This is a genomic window from Nocardia sp. GP40 (assembly GCF_050434125.1).
GTDB classification, from domain to species: Bacteria; Actinomycetota; Actinomycetes; order Mycobacteriales; family Mycobacteriaceae; genus Nocardia; species Nocardia albiluteola.
Genome location: NZ_JBNPVW010000003.1, coordinates 788,909 through 804,839 on the forward strand (window position 1 = coordinate 788,909; position 15,931 = coordinate 804,839).

Below are 15,931 nucleotides of genomic sequence, written 5' to 3' on the forward strand. Positions count from 1 at the left end.
CGCAGGACAAGCGAAATATGCTGGCGCGCGGGACCGCGACCGCGCGTGGGTAGAATTCGTGCCGACGAAGGGGTATCAGGTGAAGGATCTGGTCGACACCACGGAGATGTATCTCCGTACCATCTACGATCTCGAGGAGGAGGGCGTCACACCGCTGCGCGCCCGCATCGCGGAGCGCCTCGAGCAGAGTGGCCCGACGGTGAGCCAGACGGTAGCCCGGATGGAGCGGGACGGCCTGCTGCTGGTGGCGGGCGATCGCCACCTCGAGCTGACCGAGAAGGGCCGCTCCATGGCGGTCGCGGTGATGCGCAAGCACCGGCTGGCCGAGCGGCTCCTGGTCGACGTGATCGGGCTCGACTGGCAGAACGTGCACGCCGAGGCCTGCCGCTGGGAGCACGTGATGAGCGAGGATGTCGAGCGCCGCTTGGTCGAGGTGCTCAACAATCCCACCACCTCCCCCTACGGCAACCCCATTCCCGGCCTCGACGAACTGGGCGTGACGGCTTCCGGCTCGGCCGAGGAGAAGCTGGTCCGGCTGTCCGACCTGCCGGCCGGCCAGGTCGTCGCGGTGGTGGTGCGCCGGCTGTCGGAGCACATCCAGACCGATCCGGAGATCATCGGTCAACTGCGGGAGGCGGGCGTGGTGCCCGATGCCCGTGTCACCGTCGAGACGAAGCCCGGGGTCGTTGTCATCTCGGTGCCCGGCCACGGCGGATTCGAATTGTCGGACGAGATGGCGCATGCCGTCCAGGTGAAGTTGGTCTGAGGAATCCACAGCATGAAACTTCTGGTCACCGGTGGTGCGGGGTACGTCGGCGGCGTCTGCGCCCAGGTTCTGATCGAGGACGGCCACGAGGTCGTCGTGGTCGACGATCTGTCCACCGGCAATGCCGAGGGAGTGCCCAGCGCGGCCAAATTCGTCGACGGCGACATCGCGACCGTCGGCGTGGAGCTGATCGAGTCCGAATCCTTCGACGGCGTCCTGCACTTCGCCGCGCAGTCGCTGGTGGGCGAGTCGGTGCAGCGGCCCGAGAAGTACTGGCAGGGCAATGTCGTCAAGACCCTGGCGCTGCTCGAGGCCATGCGCCGCGCCGGCACCCCCCGGCTGGTGTTCTCCTCGACGGCGGCGGTCTACGGCGAGCCCGAGCGGGTGCCGATCACCGAGGACGCCCCCGCGCGGCCGACCAATCCGTACGGCGCCTCCAAGCTGGCGATCGACCACGCCATCACCTCCTACGCGGTGGCCCACGGGCTGGGCGCGACCAGCCTGCGCTATTTCAATGTCGCCGGGGCCTACGGCGGGCTCGGCGAGAACCGGGTGGTGGAAACCCATCTCATTCCGCTGGTTCTGCAGACGGCTCTGGGGCATCGGGAATCGATCTCGGTGTTCGGTACGGACTATCCGACCGCCGACGGGACCGCGGTCCGCGATTACATCCACATCCGGGATCTCGCGCAGGCGCATCTGCTCGCGCTGGCCCAATCCCGCGCGGGCGAGCATCGCATCTTCAATCTCGGCAGCGGCACCGGCTTTTCGGTACGCGAGGTGATCTCGGCCTGCGAGCGGGTGACGGGCCGCCCGATCACGGCGGTCGACGCATCCCGGCGCGCCGGCGATCCCGCGGTGCTGATCGCCTCCAGCAAGCGCGCGATCGCCGAACTCGGATGGCGTCCGGAGCACAACGACCTCGACGAGATCGTCACCGACGCTTGGGCTTTCCTGCAGTCGCTGGGCGCCCGCGCGCACAGCGCCCGGTAGCACCGCGCCGGGCGGCCTCCGGCACCCGGCCGCGCGACGCCGGTGGCGGGCACGCATCGATCGTCCGGCCGCAGACCTCACGGCTGCGGCCATTCCGGGTGCAGATCGAGCTCGACGCCGAGTTCGGCGGCCTTGGCGCGGCCGCTGCAGGCAAGTTTGCGGATTTCCTGGGGCTGCATCCCGACGCCGAGCGCCGTGTCGAGCAGCCGGGCGAGGGTGTGGTCCGAATTCGATTCCAGTGCGGCCTGCAGTGCGGTTCCCGCGAGCGACCGGTCGCCGCGGGTGAACGCGCAGTAGCCCAGCAGAGTCGCCGCCTCCGCGCGGTCCCGTCCGGTCAGGGCCCGGCACAGGTGCGCCCACACCTGCTCGGCGGCGTCCGCACGAGGGCCGCCGGCCAACGCGAACATCGCGTCGCGCACGGTGGGATCGCGCAGGGCGACGGCAATGCGAGCCATGGCACGCGCACCGAGCTCGCCGCCGGCGGCGACACCGTCGACGCGGTCGAGTACCTCCTCCAGACTTGAACGCTGGTAGCGGCTCACCTCGTCGCGGAACACCGCGGCGCGGAATCGGTGCCCCGCCTCGATCGTCGCCATCTCGAGCTCCCCGCGCACGTCGTGCGAGAGCTGCGCATCGAGCTCCAGCGGAACGCTCGGCTCGGTGTGCGAGGAGCAGGTTCCGCGCTCGTCGAACGCCTCGGCCAGCGCGACGGGCGAGGCGGCAGGATCGGTCTGCACGCCTGCGGTCCCGGGTGCCAGCACATCCCACCACGGTGCGCCCGGGGCGATCGCGCACATACCCCAGGCCTCGTCGAGCTGGATGCCCTCGGCAGCCAGTGCGCTCTCGAGCGCCCCGACGAGTTCGCGGTGCCGGCCACGTCGGCGCGTCGCGCGATCCCCGCCGGGCTGTGCCGCGCGGTCATCGATGATCAGCACCAACACCGCGACGACGCGCTGACGCGCGCACAGTCCCGCCAACTGCTCGGAGAGCCGCGCCCATGCGGCGGGGCCGGACAGGACCAGCTCGTGGTGGGTGACGGCGCCTAGGATCACCGCACCGGACCGCGGCGGCGCCTCGTTCAACAGCAGGGCGACGATCGATTGGCGTGGCACGTACCCGAGCAACGCGGGGACCGCGGCGATGCATTCGGAGGGAGTGTCGACCCGTAGCGACAGCCGATCGGCCGCCGGTTCGTTCGGCGCGCAGGCACCATCCCGGGCCGACCCCGCGGGTCGGCCGGTGACGGTCGGGGGTGTGGTCCGGGCGGCCTCGGGCCGGATCGATGCGGTGCCGGCACAGTAGCGACCGGAGGCGTTGTCGGCGGGAGTGGGATCGGTAGCGGTTGTCATGCATCCACCCTGGCCGCAGCACGTGTCGGCGGTCAGGCGGCGACCTGGGCTTTCGGTTGGCCTGGGGATAACCTTCGGCGCTGTGCATCACTCCCCCGATCAGGGTCCGCGAGGCGGGTTCATGTCGGGGGCGGCTGCTATCGTCCGGACAGGGAGACTCGCGGGCAGGCGCGCGATCCGTCCCGACGGTTCAGCCCTTGCGGACGTCCGCGACCGCCGCCGTGAACACCTGATCCAGCCCCTCCATGTCGGGTGTGCCGTCCCCGAAGCTCAGATAGGTGGCGGTGATCCGCACGTCACCGAGCTGCGCGGCCAGCGTCCGCATGGACCTGTCCAGGCCCGGCCCCCGCTGCTGCCCGCTCACCGTCCGGCTCCAAGCGAGCGAGTCGTCGGCATTCACCGGCGGCGGTGGATCGAGTTGCGTCACAACGGTATTGGCGATCGGGCCATGCTGGGCCCGCACCGTGCCGCAACGCCGCAGTTGCGCGTGCAGCCGCGCAAGCGGCTCGGCGGCCCGCGTCAGTTCGACGGTGATCGTGGCCCGGGTGTCGTCGTCGGTGCCGACCACGATCGCGACGGCGTTCGGATCCGACGGCGACGCCGTCGCACACCCGGCCGGGGTGACGGTCGTCACCCCGTCGGGAATGCCGGTCAGGTCCGCCGCGGCCCGAGTGGCCTCCTCGGACGACAGCACCGCCGTCTGATAGGAGGAGGGAAACTGCGCCTGGGTCGGCAGCATCGAGGCCAGGTCCGTCGCGGCTTGCCGCGCCACGGCGCTGCTGCGCACCTCGGCGGCGGGATGTCCGGGCACCGTCGATCCGCAGGCGGTGAGCAGGCACCCCAGTGCCGCGTAGCCGGCGACCAGGGCCCGACCGCCGCGAGGCCGCCTCGTACCCCGAGGCCGCCCCGGATACGGTCCGCCCGGCACGTTCACCCTGCTCACTATGCCGAACTCGCGCGGAGAGCCTACGCTGCCACGCCGAGGGCACGACCTGGGAATGCGGACCGGCCGGTCGCGCGTTGTGCTCCGGGAGCGCGTCGATCATCCAGCCCGACGACACCGTGCCGGAAACACATGAGGGACAATGGAAGGTGGTCTCACGGACCAGAACGGTAGGCGGCGCCCGGATTCGCCCCCGCCCCGCCGCCGGCCCGGTCGTGGCGGACCACGCAGGAAGGAGCACGCGATGGAGGACTACGAGTCGCGAATGTACGAATTGGAATTCCCGGCGCCGCAGCTGTCGTCCGCCGACGGGGCCGGTCCGGTGCTGGTGCACGGGCTGGAGGGTTTCACCGATGCCGGCCACGCCGTCCGCCTGGCCACCACCCACCTGCGCGAGAGCCTCGAGGCGGAGCTGGTCGCCTCCTTCGACGTGGACGAGCTGCTCGACTACCGCTCGCGTCGCCCGCTGATGACGTTCAAGACCGATCACTTCTCCGACTACGCCGAGCCCGAGCTGTCGCTGTGGGCGGTCAAGGACACCACGGGTACGCCGTTCCTGCTGCTGTCCGGCCTGGAGCCGGATCTGCGCTGGGAGAAGTTCGTGACCGCGGTGCGGCTGCTGGCCGAGCAGCTCGGCGTGCGCCGCACGATCGGCCTGAGCGCGATTCCGATGGCGATTCCGCACACCCGTCCCCTGGGTGTCACCGCGCACTCCAGCGATCGCGACCTGATCGGCGAGCATCAGCGCTGGCCCGGTGAGCTGCAGGTGCCGGGCAGCGCCTCCTCGCTGCTGGAGTACCGGATGGCGCAGCACGGCCACGAATCGATCGGCTTCTCGGTGCACGTGCCGCACTACCTGGCGCAGACCGCCTATCCGGAGGCGGCCCAGACCCTGCTCGAGAACGTCGCCGACAACGCCGGGCTGGATCTGCCGCTCGCGGCCCTGGGCGAGGCGGCGGCGCGGGTGCGAGAACAGGTCAACGAGCACATCGCCGGCAACTCCGAGGTCGAAACGGTGGTGCAGGCCCTCGAGCGCCAGTACGACAGCTTCGTCACCGCACAGGAGCGCCAGTCCAGCCTGCTGGCCAGCGATGCCGACCTGCCGACCGGCGAAGAATTGGGCGCCGAGTTCGAGCGTTTTCTGGCCGAGCAGACCGGCTTCGGCGACACCGATCTCCCCGACGGCACCGATCAGCTCTGACGCCGATGGCCGGGGCATCACACCCGGCCACTAGACTCGTCGCACGTGCAGCTGTCCGAACTGATCCCCGACCGTGTCGTCCCCGACGTGGATCCCGACTGGCTGTACGAGACCTTCGCCGAGTGGACCGTCGAGCAGGGCCTCGCGCTGTATCCGGCGCAAGAGGAGGCGCTGCTCGAGCTGATGACCGGCGCCAACGTGATCCTGTCGACGCCGACGGGGTCCGGTAAGTCGATGGTGGCGGTGGGCGCGCATTTCGCGGCACTGAACCGCGGGCAGCGCAGCTACTACACCGCCCCCATCAAGGCCCTGGTCAGCGAGAAGTTCTTCGCGCTGTGCGAGGTGTTCGGCGCGGACAAGGTCGGCATGGTGACCGGGGACGCCGCGGTGAACCCGAACGCGCCGATCATCTGTGCGACCGCCGAGATCCTGGCGAATCTGGCGCTGCGCGAGGGCGAGGGCGCCGATGTCGGCCAGGTCGTCATGGACGAGTTCCACTACTACGCCGATCCGGATCGGGGCTGGGCGTGGCAGGTGCCGCTGCTCGAGCTGCCCAGGGTGCAATTCCTGCTGATGTCGGCCACCCTGGGCGAGGTCGACTTCTTCGCCGCGGATCTGCGCCGCCGCACCGGACGCGAGACGGCGATCGTCAGCGGCGCGGAACGACCTGTGCCGCTGATGTTCTCGTACGTCCGCACGCCGATCACCGAGACGCTCGAGGATCTGGTCACCACCAGTCAGGCGCCGGTCTACGTCGTGCATTTCACGCAGGCCGCCGCCCTGGAGCGCGCGCAGGCGCTCACGAGCGTCAACTTCTCCTCGAAGGCCGAGAAGGAGGCGATCGCCGAGGCGCTGGGCGGATTCCGCTTCGCCACCGGCTTCGGCAAGACACTCTCGCGGCTGATCCGCCACGGCATCGGAGTGCACCACGCGGGCATGCTGCCCAAGTACCGCCGCCTGGTGGAACGCCTCGCCCAGGAGGGACTGCTGAAGGTGGTGTGCGGCACCGACACTCTCGGCGTCGGCATCAATGTGCCGATCCGCACGGTGCTGCTGACGGGCCTGACCAAGTTCGACGGCGTGCGCACCCGCCGGCTCAAGTCGCGCGAGTTCCATCAAATCGCCGGACGCGCGGGCCGTGCCGGTTACGACACGATGGGCACGGTCGTGGTACAGGCGCCCGAGCACGAGGTGGAGAACGCCCGCCTGCGCGCGAAGGCGGGCGACGACCCGAAGAAGCAGAAGCGGGTGCAGCTGCGCAAGCCGCCGGAGGGCTTCGTGTCCTGGTCGGAGGAGACCTTCGACCGGCTGGTGGCCGCGCAGCCCGAACCGATGGTGTCGCGGTTCCAGGTGACCAACGCGATGCTGCTCAATGTGATCGCCCGGCCCGGCAACTGCTTCACCGCGATGCGGCATCTGCTCGAGGACAATCACGAATCTCGGTCAGCGCAGCGCAAACATATCGTCAAGGCCATTCGCCTGTACCGCGCGCTGCGCGATGCTGGTGTGGTGCAGCAGCTGGACGAACCCGACGCCCTGGGCCGTCGCGCGCGCCTGACCGTCGATCTGCAGCGCGATTTCGCCCTCGATCAACCGCTCTCGCCGTTCGCCCTGGCCGCGCTGGAACTGCTCGACAACTCGACCCCGACCTATACGCTGGACGTCGTGTCGATCATCGAGTCCACGCTCGAGGACCCGCGCCAGCTCCTGCTCGCCCAGCAGCACAAGGCGCGCGGTGCGGCCATCGCCGAGATGAAGGCCGACGGTATCGAATACGACGAGCGCATGGAGCTGCTCGAAGAGGTCACCTGGCCCAAGCCGCTGGCCGAGCTGATCGAGCCCGCCTTCGAAACCTATCGCGGCGGTCATCCCTGGGTGTCGGAGTTCAGCCCCTCACCCAAGTCGGTGGTGCGCGAAATGATCGAGCGCTCACTGACTTTCGCCGAACTGGTCAGCAACTACGAGCTGGCCCGCTCGGAGGGCGTGGTGCTGCGCTACCTGGCCGACGCCTATCGCGCGCTGCGCCGCACGGTGCCCGAATCCGCGCGGACCGAGGAACTCGAGGATCTCACCGAGTGGCTGGGTGAGCTTGTGCGCCAGGTGGATTCGAGCCTGCTGGACGAGTGGGAACAGCTCACTAATCCGGGTTCGGAGAACGATTCGCAGCAGCTGGCGTTCGGCGCGGAGACCGTCCGCCCGATCTCGGCCAATGAGCGGGCCTTCCGGGTACTGGTGCGCAATGCGATGTTCCGGCGTGTCGAGCTGGCGGCGCTGCGGCGCTGGGCAGCCCTGGACGAGCTCGACGACGGCCCGGACTGGGAGTCCGAACTGGCCGGGTATTTCGACGAATACGCCGAGATCGGCACCGGCCCGGCCGCGCGCGGCCCGCGGCTGTTCCAGATCGAGCAGCGCCCCGGCCTGTGGCGGGTGCGCCAGGTGCTCGACGATCCGTCCGGCGATCACGGCTGGTCCATCGATGCCGTGGTCGATCTGCCGGAGTCGGACGCCGCCGGCGAGGTGGTGTTCGACGAGGTCACGGTGAGTGCGGGATGAACGCCGCGCGCGTGACGCGGGCACAGACCCGCCGTACCCACATCCGTGGTCGCCACGACTCCGGCAGGGGCCACCGCGCCCCGGCATCCGGTGCGATCCTGGGCCGAAAACCCGGTGTCGTGCGCACACATCCGGCGGTCCGGTAAAAGCACTCGTCGTTCGGCGAGCGGCCCTGCCGCGGCACCGTGCGCAGACGTGATCAAGACGACGTCGATCCAGTTCGTTCCGCATCCCCTCCCGCTGATACGCTCTCGCTCGCTGTCTGCGGCGGGCGGCTGCCCGGAAGAAAGAGAGTTCCCTTAGATTGTTCGGTCTACACGCGCCCGAGTCGCCCTATCTCGTCATCGACCTCGCCCGGGTGCGCGACAACTTCCGCGCACTGCGCTCAGCGCTGCCGACAGCCCGAATTCGGTTCGCGGTCAAGGCTTCTCCGATGCCGGAGATCATCCGGCTGCTGGCCGCCGAGGGGGCGGAATTCGACGTCGCCAGCATCGGCGAGATCGAGCAGTGCCTCGGCCTGGGCGTAGACCCGGCCACCCTCTGCTACGGCAATCCGATCAAGAAGGCGACGCACATCGCCGCCGCCTACGCCGCGGGCGTGCGCCGCTACGCCTTCGACACCGAGGACGATCTGGACCGCATCGCCGAGCACGCGCCCGGTTCGCGGGTCGAGTGCCGTTTCCTGGCGTCGGCGCCGCAGTCGCAGACGCCGTTCGGCACCAAATTCGGCTGTGCGCCCGGCGAGGCGGTGCGCCTGCTGGTGCGCGCCCGCGATGTCGGGCTCGTTCCGGTGGGACCGTATTTCCATGTCGGCTCACAGCAATTGGACCCGGCGGCCTGGCGGATCGGCATCGAACAAGCCGCGGCGATCACCGAAGCCCTTGCGGTCAAGGACATTTCGGTGGAAGCGGTGAATATCGGTGGCGGACTGCCGATTTCGTATGCGGAGGCGGCGCCGGAGCTGTCCGAGCTGGGCGCGGTGATCGCCGCGGCGGTCGCGCGCCATCTCCCGGAGCACATCGATCTGGTGGTGGAGCCCGGCCGCGCCCTGGTGGGCAACGCCGGTGTGATCCACGGCGAGGTCGTGAATGTGCGCATCGCGCCGGACGGGCGGCGCTGGATATACCTCGATATCGGCCGCTACAACGGCATGGCCGAGACCGAGAACGAGTACATCGCCTACCGGATCGAGACCTCACGAGACGGTGACGTGCGGGACGAGGCGGTGATTGCCGGTCCGACCTGCGACGGGGACGATGTACTCTATCAACGCACGCGTGTCCTCCTACCGACCACGTTGCGAGCCGGTGATCCCATTCGGATCCTCGATACCGGCGCCTATACGGCGAGCTATTCGTCGGTGTCCTTCAACGGTTTTCCGCCTTTGACAGTCCATGTCATCGGCGCTGAGCGAGAGTGAGTTTGCCCATGACGGCAGAATTCACCGGCTGGCACGTGCTGGCCGAGTTCGGTGGTGTCGACGCGAACCTCTGCGACGATCTCGAACGACTCGAAGCAGCGCTTCGAAAATCGTTGGTCGCCGCGGGGGTGACCATTTGCGAAGTGGTGCACAAGAAGTTCGATCCGCAGGGTGTCACGGTGCTGGCACTGCTGTCGGAGTCGCACGCCTCGATCCATACCTATCCGGAGTCCGGCGACATCTTCGTCGACGTATTCACCTGCGGCAGCATCGGTGCCGGTGCGACGAAGGCCGTGGAACTGCTGCAGCAGGAGCTCGCACCGGCCTCGGTGCACATGGAGGTGGTCCAGCGCGGGCATGCCGCGCGCCGGATCCACGAGCCGGTGGGCAAGGGCCTCACGCGCGTGTGGGATCTGCACGAGATCATCGTCGATACCCGAACTCCGTTCCAGCACATGGTGATCGCGCGCACCGATCAGGGCGTGAGCCTGTTCTCGGACGACGATCGCCAGTCCACCGAGTTCTCCCAGCTGACCTATCACGAGGCCATGCTGGTGCCCGGCTACGCGCTGGCGGAGAAGCTCGATCGGGTGCTCATCGTCGGCTCGGGCGAGGGCGTCGCCTCGCAGATGTCGGTGGCCGCGGGCGCCTCGCACGTCGACCATGTGGACATCGACCAGCTGGAGGTGGAGCTGTGCGCGAAGCATCTCCCCTACGGCTATTCCGAGTCGGATCTGGCCGAGGCGGTCGCGCAGTCCGGACCCATCAAGATGCACTACGCCGACGGCTGGGACTTCCTGGCCCAGGCGCAGGCCCGGGGCGTGCGCTACGACCTGATCTGTATCGACCTGCCCGACGAGCGGGTGGAGGACGCCCAGCACAACCGCCTGTACGAGGACGAGTTCCTGGAGCGCTGCAAGGCGCTGCTGGCCGAGGGCGGCGTGCTCGCGGCGCAGGCGGGCTGTCAGACCATGTGGCGCAACGAAACCCTGGAGCGCTCCTGGACCCGGTTCCACAAGCTGTTCGACACCGTCGTCCCGTACGTCAGTGACGAGCACGAGTGGACATTCATCTTCGGGACCCCCAAGGCGATCGAGGATCCGGTGGCCAAGATGACCGGGACGCTGCCGCGGCTGCCGTACCACGCCGCGACGGTCGACGAGCGGGCGCTGGTCCGCGGCGCCATCGAGCCGCACGCGCTGCGTTCGGCGGCCGCCGTCGGCTGATGCGGTAGGTCGGTCGCGCGCACCCGGAATCACCGCGCGCGACCGACCCGCCGCCGCCATGGCGCATCCGCGAAAGTTGCGAGCGGCATCCATCGCCCCGCCATACCCTGGAGTATGCGCACTTTCGTCCATCTGCTGCTGTTCGCCTGTGCTGTCGCGGTGGCGGTGGGAGCCTTCGGGCCGCTCATCGGCACGGTCGGGGCACGTCACGTGCAGCTCACCGAGCTTCGCGACGGGTTCCCCGCGGGCCGCTCGCTGGATCAGATCCAATCCCAGTCCGTGACCCTGCAGACGTCGCTGGCCCTCGTGGTGCTGTGTGTCGCGGCAGTCCTCCTGCTGGCGGCCCTGTTCGGCTCGCGCATCCTGGGCTGGCTCGGCGTCCTGGTCGGTCTCGTCACGGTCGGCGTCCTGGCCTGGCGCCTGGACGGTTCCTTCGACCACCAGCTCCGCACCGACTACCACCACCTGCTCACGGGTGCCTGGGGGTTGTACGCCCTGGGCGGCGGGCTGATCATCGCGCTGCTGTGCCTGCTGGTGCCGCGGGAGCGCCGGAAGTTCTGAGAGCCAGTTCATCGGTACGCGGTGGTGCACTCCCACCGGCCTTCATCCGGTGGCAGCGGCCGGTGGGACCAAGGCGGTCTGGATCATCTCCTCGCCCGCGCGTGTCACCAGCACTCCGCGGCCCGGGGGAAGAGGTGTGGGCCTGGTCGTGCCGAGCAGCACCCCCTCCTCACGGTTTCCGCTCATGACCAGACCGGCCGATCCGAGGTCCTTCATCCGCGCGATGACCGGGTCGTACAGGGCTCGGGCCGCGCCGCTCGCGCGCCGCGCGAGTATCAGATGGAAGCCCAGATCCCGAGCATGCGGCAGCTGTTCCAGCAGAAGACTCAGCGGGCTCTCGCCGCCAGTGGCGAGCAACTCGTAATCGTCCACGAGCACATACAATTCCGGGCCGCTCCACCATGACCGCTCACGCAGCTGCTGCGGTGTCACGTCCGGCGGCGGCACCCGCTTCTCCAGGAACGCGACGAGATCGGCGATGACCGCGGTGAGGCTCGACGCGCTCGTCGCATACGCGGCCTCACAGCCCGACGGTATGTCCCCCAGCAGGGTGCGCCTCGGATCGGCCGCCACGATCTGCACCGAAGCGGGATCGTTCGATTCGCAGATGCCGCGCACCAGAAGTCGCAGCAGATTCGTCTTCCCGGATTCGGACTCCCCGAAGATCATGAAGTGTGGCGTGCTCCCGAAGTCGATATGGACCGGCGCCAGTTCGGATTCGTTGAGGCCGAGCGGAAATCGCAGGGACGCGTCCCTGGGTGGCGCGACCGCGTCCCGTTCCGCGACGGCACGCAGCAGCTCATCGTGGGCCAATCGCACCGGCAGCAGGCGGATCTCCGGTGCGCCCGGACCGGGAGAGCGCGAATTCAGCTGGTGGACAGCCGAAACCAAGCCATCGACCACCTCCGCAGGGTTCCCACGGGCATCGAGGCTCGGCAACGCCATCAGCATGTGCTCCCCGTCCGGGGTCATTCCACGACCTGGACGCCCCAGGGGGACCGACGACGCGATCTTGCGGCCGGACTCGGAATCGGTGGGATCCCCGAGGCGCAGCTCGATCCGGGTCCCCAGCCGATCCTTCAGCGCCGGACGCATTACCGACCAGCGCCCCGCCGACAGCACGACGTGCACCCCGAACGCGAGTCCGCGCGAGGCGATATCGGTGACGATCGACTCGAGGGCCTCGAAGTTCCCGCGCACGCCGTCGTACCCGTCGATCACCAGAAACACGTCGCCGAAGGGATCGGTCCCCACCGGGTCGCCCGCGATCCGGTCCGTACCCGCCTCCGCCAATTCCGCCTTGCGACGGCGGTATTCACTCATCGAGTCGATCCCGGCCTGCCGGAAGATCTCCCCGCGCCGCTGCACCAGCGCGGTCAGCTCGGCGAGAGTGCGGCGCGCCAATTCCAGGTCACGGCGACCCGCCACCGCGCCCACATGATCGAGTCCGGCCAGCGCCGACATGGCCCCGCCGCCGAAGCCGAGGCAATAGAACTGCACCTGTGCGGGGGTGTGCGCCGCGGCGAGCGCGAGGATCAGGGTCAGCAGCGCCGTCGACTTACCGGCCTGCGGGCCGCCCACGGTCGCGACATTTCCCCGGCTGCCCGACAGGTCCGCGAACAGCAGGTCGTAACGGTGATACTGCGGCTTGTCGACGATGCCGATCGCCACCGGACTCAGGTCGGGTTTTCGGCCCGGTGTCGGCGACATCAATGCCCCCACCGTCGGCGCCACGCCGAGCGGGGGGAGCCAGACCTGGTGTGATCGTCGGCCATCGACGGGTACGGCATCGACGATCACCTCCCACAGCGGGCGATCGGCGACCTCGGCGGCTCCGTTCGCTCGATCGGCCAGCACCGCGCGAGAGCTGTGCGCGGCCATGAATCGAATCAATTCCCCACCGGGATGCGTACGCAGGAATCCGCTGCCGGGGGCACTGGGCAGCGTGTAGGCGTCCGGCACATCCAGCAGGACCCGGGATTCGCTGGCGGAGAACGTCTTCAGGCCGATCCGGTAGGACAGGTGGGACTCGAGGCCACGCAGCAATGTCTCGTCCAGGCGCCGCGAGGCGAGCAGCAGGTAGACACCCAGGGTCCGGCCCAGGCGCCCCACCGCAGTCAGCACATTGGCGAAATCCGGTACCTCGGACAGCAATTCGGTGAATCCCGTGACGATGACGACCAGATCGGGCATCGGCTCGAGCGGCGCACCCACCGCGCGCGCCTGCTGATATTCGTGGATGCTGCTGAAGTTCCCTAGCTCGCGGAACAGTTCCTGGCGCCGGTTCAGCTCACCACTGAGCGCCTCCTCGAACCGCCGCACCAGTGACAGATCCTCCACCATGTTCCCGACATACCCTGCCACATGCGGTAATCCGGCGAAATCGCCCAGCATCCGGGAGCCGTCGAACTCGACCAGCAGGAGATTCAGTTGTTCGGGAGCATGCTCGATCGCCAGCCCGAGAACGATCGTCCGAATCAGCATCCGCAGCCCCGACCCCGTCGAGCCGATGATCAATCCGTGTGGGCCCATACCGTTTTCGGCACTCTGCTTGAGGTCCAGCAGGACCGGTCGGCCGCTATCGTCCACTCCGAACGGAATCCGCAGCCGGTCGGCACCGTACTTCGGCTGCCAGCGCCGCTCGAGGTCCAGATCGGCGGGATCGATTATTCCGTAGAGCGTGGTGAAATCGTTGTCGCCACCGCTCTCCACCCGACGGGGGCCGCTCTCGCCGCGCCGGCTTCCCAGTGACCGGGTGATCCGGGTGACCAGATCCGCCGCGCCATCGGTCATTTCGGGCTGCTCGACGACATCGGCCGGGATGCCCCGGATATCGGGCATCGCGATGCGGAACGGCCGCTGCCCCACCAGCGCCCAGCCCGGGGCCTCCGGCAGCCGCATCGCACGCTCGCGATCGACGCGCGACTCGTCCGGCCGGTGCAGGCGCAGTTCCACATGCGAGGCCACCAGATCCGCCAGCCAGTCGGGGACCTCACGCCAGTCCCGGAGGGTCGCGACGACATGGACCGCGTATTCCGGCCCCACGCCGACGATCTGCTTGAGCATGACGGCGATGTCCGGCAGCAGATCCGCGAAATCGCCCCACCGGTCCAGCAGCAGAAACAGATCCGGAACCGGGCCGTGCGCCAGCCCCGACCGGACCGAGCGCAGGCTCCCAGGCGAATCGATCGATTGCTCCCGGTACAGGCGCTTGCGAACGCGTATCTCCTCGACGATCTCTTGCAGCAGCGACCGCACCTCCTCGGGCTCGTCGTCGCCGACGACGCGCGCGATATGCGGCAGCTCACGCAGTGATCCCACGCGATTGCTCGACTCGAGCGCGAAGATCCGCACCTCGTGCGGGGAGTGTGTCAGGGCGAGCGCTCCGACGAGCGTGCGCAGGAAGGTGCTCTTCCCGCTGCCGGACCGGCCGACGACGATCAGGCTGCGATCCGGACCGGCGAAATCGAGCCAGACGGTCTCGCCGTCACCGCCGTCCGGCCGGCGCTGCTGGCCGATGGGCACCACCAATCGCCCCGCGCCCCACCAGTTCTCGGCCCACAGACCGCGGTCCGCGGTGGATTCGAGCCGGCCCAGCAGGCCGCCGAGGGCCACCCGGTTGCTGCCGTCGATCACCGCCGGAAGCCGGCGGCGGGTGCGCGCGATATGGACCTCTTCCTTCAACATCCCGTAGTGACTGGGCGTCTGCGCGCTGGTCCGCCCGCGCACCTCCGCGCTGACGTAGCGCCACAGACTGTGGGTGTTGACCAGGCCGGTACCATCGTCGGCCAGGCCCGAGGCGATCCCCTGGACGATCGCCGCGGTGAACACCGACAGCGGCGCGGAGCGATCCGGACCGCCGTCCTCGGCGACCTGCACGGCCGTGGTGGCGGTCAGCACGCAGATGCCGTCGCCGGAGGCCAGATCGTGCCCGAAATCGTCGATCGTCGGCTGGGACTTGATCATCTCGCCGCCCAGGAACGCGCCGCTGTAGCAGCAGTCCAGCAGGATGATGGTCGTCGCCGCCGCGGTCTCGCGGATGAGTTCCTTGATGAACGAGGCCGATACCGCGGAGCTGCTGATGAGATCGATATCGGTATTGCTGGTCACCAGATACAGATTCTGCCGCGTGCGGATCCCGTGGCCGGAGAAGTAGAACAGCACCACATCGTCCGGTCCGGCGCCGCGAAACAGTCGCTCGATACCGCGCTCGATCTCGCCCTTGGACTCGTTGACCAGCATCTCGGCCGGGGCGAATGCGCCGATCTCCGGGTCCCGCAACAGTTCTCGCAGCGCATGCGCGTCGGCGACCGGCGCGTACAGCCGCGGGATGCCGGGCGAATGGAAGGTGTCGTTGGCGACGAACAGCGCGCGGCGGCGGGCGGGCGGATCAGTCATCCTGCAGGATGTCTCGCATCTGCTCCACCAGGCCGTCGACCTGGGCATCGGAGGGCCGCTCGATGACGACCTTCTTCTCGCCGTTGCTGATCGTGATCGATTCGGCGCGGGTGCGGTCCAGGAAGCGCAGGGCGACATCGCGAATCACGAGGCTGACGGCAGTGAGCGCGGAGCCGGATACCGCCAGCTGCCCGATCGTCAGTACCGTGCCCGATTTCGTTCCGGTGATGCCGACGTCGGCGACCTCGGTCACCGCCACGCTGCGGATATCCCGCAGATCCTCGGCCAGCTCGCCGGTCAGCCGGTCCAGCATCCGGGAATCCCCGCGTCCGCCCGCAACCGTGAAGATCACTGTCGGCACTACCCACCACCCCTTCTGCGCCGCGTGTGCGGCACAGCCTCACTGTAGCCAGTGGGCGGCGGGAACGTTCACGGTTACGTTGAGCGCGAAACGAATCCGGTATCGCGGACGAACGCCGACCGGACGTTCCGGCCGCACGGCTCGCCCGGCACGGACCGCC

At 68.8% G+C, this 15,931-nt stretch carries 11 protein-coding genes; 7 read left to right on the top strand and 4 right to left on the bottom strand.

Features of this window, described 5'->3' with window-relative positions:
- Positions 1–79 precede the first annotated feature (79 nt).
- Both ABH933_RS12535 and galE read left to right on the top strand, forming a co-directional pair.
- The gene (locus tag ABH933_RS12535; protein ID WP_429417809.1) at positions 80–766 is read left to right on the top strand and encodes an iron dependent repressor, metal binding and dimerization domain protein; all 687 of its coding nucleotides are present in this window, start codon (positions 80–82) and stop codon (positions 764–766) included.
- 12 nt (positions 767–778) lie between these two features.
- Positions 779–1,759 (top strand): UDP-glucose 4-epimerase GalE, encoded by a 981-nt coding sequence (galE, locus tag ABH933_RS12540; RefSeq protein ID WP_429417491.1) that lies wholly within the window; start codon positions 779–781, stop codon positions 1,757–1,759.
- A 77-nt stretch (positions 1,760–1,836) separates the two neighbouring features.
- Here the strand turns inward: galE and ABH933_RS12545 are convergent, their stop codons facing one another.
- Both ABH933_RS12545 and ABH933_RS12550 read right to left on the bottom strand, forming a co-directional pair.
- Positions 1,837–3,108, bottom strand: a complete 1,272-nt coding sequence (locus ABH933_RS12545; RefSeq protein ID WP_429417493.1) for a DUF4192 domain-containing protein — start codon at positions 3,106–3,108, stop codon at positions 1,837–1,839.
- A gap of 190 nt (positions 3,109–3,298) precedes the next feature.
- Entirely contained in the window at positions 3,299–3,919 is a 621-nt protein-coding gene (locus ABH933_RS12550) for a sensor domain-containing protein (protein WP_429417495.1), read from the bottom strand.
- A gap of 376 nt (positions 3,920–4,295) precedes the next feature.
- On the opposite strand from ABH933_RS12550, the gene ABH933_RS12555 reads away from it, so the two are divergent.
- From ABH933_RS12555 to ABH933_RS12575, 5 genes are all read left to right on the top strand, one after another.
- Positions 4,296–5,252, top strand: coding sequence for a proteasome assembly chaperone family protein (locus tag ABH933_RS12555; protein ID WP_215921883.1), 957 nt, complete (start codon positions 4,296–4,298; stop codon positions 5,250–5,252).
- A gap of 45 nt (positions 5,253–5,297) precedes the next feature.
- Positions 5,298–7,805 (top strand): DEAD/DEAH box helicase, encoded by a 2,508-nt coding sequence (locus ABH933_RS12560; protein WP_215921881.1) that lies wholly within the window; start codon positions 5,298–5,300, stop codon positions 7,803–7,805.
- A gap of 304 nt (positions 7,806–8,109) precedes the next feature.
- Positions 8,110–9,225 (top strand): type III PLP-dependent enzyme, encoded by a 1,116-nt coding sequence (locus ABH933_RS12565; protein WP_429417499.1) that lies wholly within the window; start codon positions 8,110–8,112, stop codon positions 9,223–9,225.
- Positions 9,226–9,233: 8 nt separating this feature from the next.
- Positions 9,234–10,451 (top strand): adenosylmethionine decarboxylase, encoded by a 1,218-nt coding sequence (gene speD / locus ABH933_RS12570; RefSeq protein WP_429417502.1) that lies wholly within the window; start codon positions 9,234–9,236, stop codon positions 10,449–10,451.
- A gap of 114 nt (positions 10,452–10,565) precedes the next feature.
- Positions 10,566–11,012, top strand: coding sequence for a hypothetical protein (locus ABH933_RS12575; RefSeq protein ID WP_429417505.1), 447 nt, complete (start codon positions 10,566–10,568; stop codon positions 11,010–11,012).
- A 42-nt stretch (positions 11,013–11,054) separates the two neighbouring features.
- On the opposite strand, the gene eccCb is transcribed toward ABH933_RS12575, so the two are convergent.
- Both eccCb and ABH933_RS12585 read right to left on the bottom strand, forming a co-directional pair.
- Positions 11,055–15,410, bottom strand: a complete 4,356-nt coding sequence (eccCb, locus tag ABH933_RS12580) for a type VII secretion protein EccCb (RefSeq protein WP_429417508.1) — start codon at positions 15,408–15,410, stop codon at positions 11,055–11,057.
- Entirely contained in the window at positions 15,403–15,771 is a 369-nt protein-coding gene (locus ABH933_RS12585) for a hypothetical protein (protein ID WP_429417511.1), read from the bottom strand. The genes eccCb and ABH933_RS12585 overlap by 8 nt, the downstream gene beginning before the upstream one ends.
- Positions 15,772–15,931: the final 160 nt, after the last annotated feature.